The sequence below is a fragment of the Rhodoferax ferrireducens genome (assembly GCF_049302455.1).
In the GTDB taxonomy this organism is placed as follows: Bacteria; Pseudomonadota; Gammaproteobacteria; order Burkholderiales; family Burkholderiaceae_C; genus Rhodoferax; species Rhodoferax ferrireducens_B.
In genome coordinates this window covers 1-3,751 of sequence record NZ_JBAQMD010000092.1, presented here as the reverse complement: position 1 = coordinate 3,751, position 3,751 = coordinate 1, and the positions used below count along the sequence as shown (strand labels likewise).

Below are 3,751 nucleotides of genomic sequence, written 5' to 3'. Positions count from 1 at the left end.
CTGCTGTGCGTCGCCTACGGCGTGCTGCGGTCCGGACGGCCTTTTGACCCGGCCTTGCATCAACTGGCTTGATGTGGATAACAGTATCTACGCGGGCTAAGGTGAAGGCGTGCCCCATCGCACCGAGGGCGAAATCTTCGCCATGTTCACGTCGCTCGAATAAAACGCACTATGGCGCAATGCGGCGCTCTTATTGCATCCTATGCGACTGGGATAAAGAAGTGCTTGGGCAAGCTGCGCTTTGCCTACCTTACCGCTCGCTTCCCGCGTCAGCCCAACCTGCCGGGATTTTGTTATGTTTCATCTTCTTCATTGAGGTCGTAGTCGCCTATCAGCTCAGCCAGAAGGCGCTTTTCCTCTTCCTCCATTTCCTTCGATACTGCGGCATGCACTACCTTCAATCCTTGGGAAAGCTTGTCAGTGAGGATAATTTTGCGCTTTCGACTAACCCGCGCGGCAAATTCTTGCTTCAACCAGTCATTAAGGTAAGAATTTCCTTCATATGTAGCGCCGAAGTCTGTATCTCTAGTTACGATTACTATGTGCTTTCCGCTGGCCAAAGAGCATTGGACTATCCATTCCCAATTGATTGCATCTCCAATTGAGGTGTCTGATTGTTTTCGTGGTGGATAGCCGAGGACGAACCGTTTCCTGGCAAGCCGCCTAATGGTAAAGCGCTCTCTGTTTGTTCTAGCGAGGTTGTAAGGAGATTGATGCCTAAATATTCTTTGTAGACACTGATATACAGGATCGTGAGCTGAGGGGTTGCTTAGGATATTCCGAATCTTTGTGTCTAATATTGTTTTCTGGGCACCAATTTCCTTCTTCTTCTTCTCGATCATTTTCATAGCTTGCAAGTCGGCGACAAGTGCGGGGCCGGTTAGTTTCCCCCAGTCCGGGGATCCGAAATTGTTGAGAGACTCAACGATCGCCCGCTGGCGATTCTTTTTGTACTCCATTTCGATCTGAGAACCGACGATTAAGCGGTCTTTGCAAGCTTCGAGTTGCTCGAGATACTTCAAGCTAATGTCGGTCTTGCGGATGCGATAGAAGTCGAGCAATACATTTGTATCTACGAAGAGGAGAGAATCGAGGATGGTTTCAGCCACTGCAGGTCATCTTTGATGAAGCATAACGTAATATGTATACCACTTGGCGTACAACTCTGATATGGATTTCCGACACACTCTTTCCCGCTGCCCAAGCTGCTGGACCAGGTTCGGCAAAGGGTCCAGCGGCTGGGGTGCGCCAAGCGGATCGAGACGTCCTACGTTCACTGGATAAACGATACATCCTTTTCCACGGCATGCGCCACCTCGGGGAGATGGGCAAAGCCGGGGTGGAGGCGTTTCTGACCAACCTGGCGGCGGCGCGCCACGTGGCGGCGGCCACCCAAGCCCGGGAAGGGCGCAACAAGCATGGCGCATTGCGCCGTTGTCCTCGACAACATCGGCCCGGCGGGTTACGGCTGCGCCGAGCCCGCCCAACAGCAGATATCCGCATTCCTGCTCAATCCCCCATCAAAATCGACGCATCGCCGGGATTCGGGAAGAACAGCGACAGCCAGTCGGTCCGTAGCGGGATGACGACTTCTGTCGTAATGCCCGGCAGGTAGCGGCGGGTGTCCACGTAGTAGTACTCCATCATGTCGCCGATGCGGCCGCCCTGGATGACGGGCATGCCGTGCTTTTCCAGTTCCGGCAGGGCGGCGGTGAATTCTTCCTTCGAGCAGATGGTGGGGAAGGTGTGGTGCATGCCTTCGCCGCGTTCTTTCAGGAATTCGTCGTAGACGCACTTGTCGCTGCGCGGGGTGATCAGCTCGAAGCACAGCTCGCCCAGGCGCCCGACGTGGTTGTCGTAGGCGTGGTAGCAGGGCTGGCCGTAGTAGGTGGTTTCTTCGATGGTCACGCCGCTTTCGATCTGGAACTCGATCCAGCGCTGCATGCCGAACAGTTGTTGCAGGTTGGCCTTGGTGCGGTTGCGGTCCTTGCAGACCACGCCGATGTGCAGCATTTTCTGCGTCGGCAGGAACTTTGGCCCCAGGTGTTTGAGGTCCATGTGCAGCACTTCGTCCGGCTTGATGGCGCTGCGCCAGTCCGGTCGGCGCGGGCAGTGCACTTCGACGATCACGTTCGACAGCGCGTCGCGGGTGTCGAGCTGGTAGTAGTCGACGGCGTCGAAGAAGGTGCCGCTCTGGCGGATGCCGATGCCCTGGGCAGCCAGCTCGGCCTTGAGCGTTTCGAACTGCGCGGGCTCGCACACGCTGGCGGCCACGCCGTACATGCCCTCGCCGACGCTGTCGAGCATGGCCTGGTAGCCGGACGGGCCATCCACCGGCTGGATCAGCTCGATGCCCAGCTCACCGTTGTGGCCGAACACGGATATCCAGCGGTGCTGGGCGGCCTTGCCTTCGAACATGGCGTTAGTGAGGTATTTGCCGTCGACGCGGATCACTTCCCAGCGGTCGATGCCAAAGAAGCGCGCGAAGTTGCACACCACCTGCCGGTAGTCGCGCACGACGACCGTGGTGTATTGCCATTTGTCGACGGGGATGGTGGCGGACATGGGGGAATCTCCTCGTTTGCGGTTCACATAAAAAAATCAGGCCGGGTCGAGCCGGCCTGAGGGTTTGTTCGCGTGCGCCGGGCGGGGCGCGCTCAGGTGAAGGTGACGTCCTCGCCCATGGCGGCGATTTGCGCGTAGGTCGGCGGCGCCACCACTTCCAGGAACATGCCGCCCAGTTGCTCGCGGGTGTCCAGGAAGAACAGCTCGGCGATGCCGGCGATCTTGCAGTAGTTGGCTACCTTCACGCCCTGACTGGTGTAGCGGCGCACCAGTTCCAGCGGGTCCGGGTGCGACAGGTCGCCCACGTGCTGCATGCCGTCGCCGTACTGCTGCACGAAGTCGCCAAAGATGGTCTGTCCGGACACCGGCTGGCACAGCTCGATCAGCGTGTCGCCCAGCTTGGCGAAGGCGGATATCCACACGAACTCGCATGGCTTGCCGTAGTACTCGGCCTTTTCCATGATGGCAGACGGGATTTCCATCTTGCGCCAGGTTTTAAGGCCCATCAGGCTGGCGAAGCCGCGGGCGGTCTTCTCCCAGTCCTTGACCGCCATCGCCACGTGGTTGATCGGCCCCATACGTACGCCAAGATCGTTGATCATCGTCCCCTCCCTTACTCGTTGCGGAATTGCAGGCGCATTTTTCATCGCCTCCATGTGCGGCGCCAGCACCTCGCTGGCCACCTTCAGGCCCAGCACCATGCCCGGTGCGCCGATGTAGAACATCGACTGGAACAGCACCTCGATGATCTGCGCCGGGCTCAGGCCGGCGTGCAGGGCCACGCGCATGTGGTCCTTGAGCGGGCCCTCGCGGCCGAGCGCCAGATCGGTACCCATCAGCAGCAGGGCGCGGTCGCGCAGCGGCAGGTTGTCGCGGGCGTACAGCGCGCCCCAGGTCTTGGAGAACAGGTAGCCCAGTTCGCTGCCGAACAGCGGGTTGTCGATCAGGCCTTCGACCTTGGCGGCATCCTCGGCGCCCAACACCTTGCGCATCAGGGCCACGCCTTGCTGGAAGTCCTTGCTGTCGCGGGAGAACGGAAAGCCGTCGGCGGCTTCGATGTTGAACGTGCCTTCGTTTTTCATGACGACCTCGCGGGTGGGGCCCGTTAGAGCAGGAAGGTCAGGTTGGTGATTTCGGAATCGCAGTTGAGCAGGCCAACCTTCTTGTAGCGAATCTGCCACACGCC

The 3,751-nt window shown here is 59.0% G+C and carries 4 protein-coding genes; 1 reads left to right on the top strand and 3 read right to left on the bottom strand.

Annotated elements, in window-relative coordinates:
• Nucleotides 1-293: 293 nt before the first annotated feature.
• Complete coding sequence (locus tag WA157_RS15765; RefSeq protein WP_422621869.1) at nucleotides 294-1,109, bottom strand: PIN domain-containing protein; 816 nt, start codon at nucleotides 1,107-1,109, stop codon at nucleotides 294-296.
• A gap of 32 nt (nucleotides 1,110-1,141) precedes the next feature.
• On the opposite strand from WA157_RS15765, the gene WA157_RS15760 reads away from it, so the two are divergent.
• Nucleotides 1,142-1,615: a phage integrase N-terminal SAM-like domain-containing protein gene (locus WA157_RS15760; protein WP_422621868.1), complete on the top strand. Its 474-nt coding sequence runs from the start codon at nucleotides 1,142-1,144 to the stop codon at nucleotides 1,613-1,615.
• Here the strand turns inward: WA157_RS15760 and WA157_RS15755 are convergent.
• Both WA157_RS15755 and WA157_RS15750 read right to left on the bottom strand, forming a co-directional pair.
• The gene (locus tag WA157_RS15755) at nucleotides 1,510-2,565 is read right to left on the bottom strand and encodes a VOC family protein (RefSeq protein WP_422621867.1); all 1,056 of its coding nucleotides are present in this window, start codon (nucleotides 2,563-2,565) and stop codon (nucleotides 1,510-1,512) included. The genes WA157_RS15760 and WA157_RS15755 overlap by 106 nt on opposite strands.
• A gap of 92 nt (nucleotides 2,566-2,657) precedes the next feature.
• Nucleotides 2,658-3,647, bottom strand: a complete 990-nt coding sequence (locus WA157_RS15750) for a carboxymuconolactone decarboxylase family protein (protein ID WP_422621866.1) — start codon at nucleotides 3,645-3,647, stop codon at nucleotides 2,658-2,660.
• Nucleotides 3,648-3,751 lie beyond the last annotated feature (104 nt).

Coding starts and splice junctions, on each gene's coding strand:
- WA157_RS15750 (WP_422621866.1), bottom strand. CDS start 3,647: ATGAAAAACGAAGGCACGTTCAACATCGAAGCCGCCGACGGCTTTCCG.
- WA157_RS15755 (WP_422621867.1), bottom strand. CDS start 2,565: ATGTCCGCCACCATCCCCGTCGACAAATGGCAATACACCACGGTCGTC.
- WA157_RS15760 (WP_422621868.1), top strand. CDS start 1,142: ATGTATACCACTTGGCGTACAACTCTGATATGGATTTCCGACACACTC.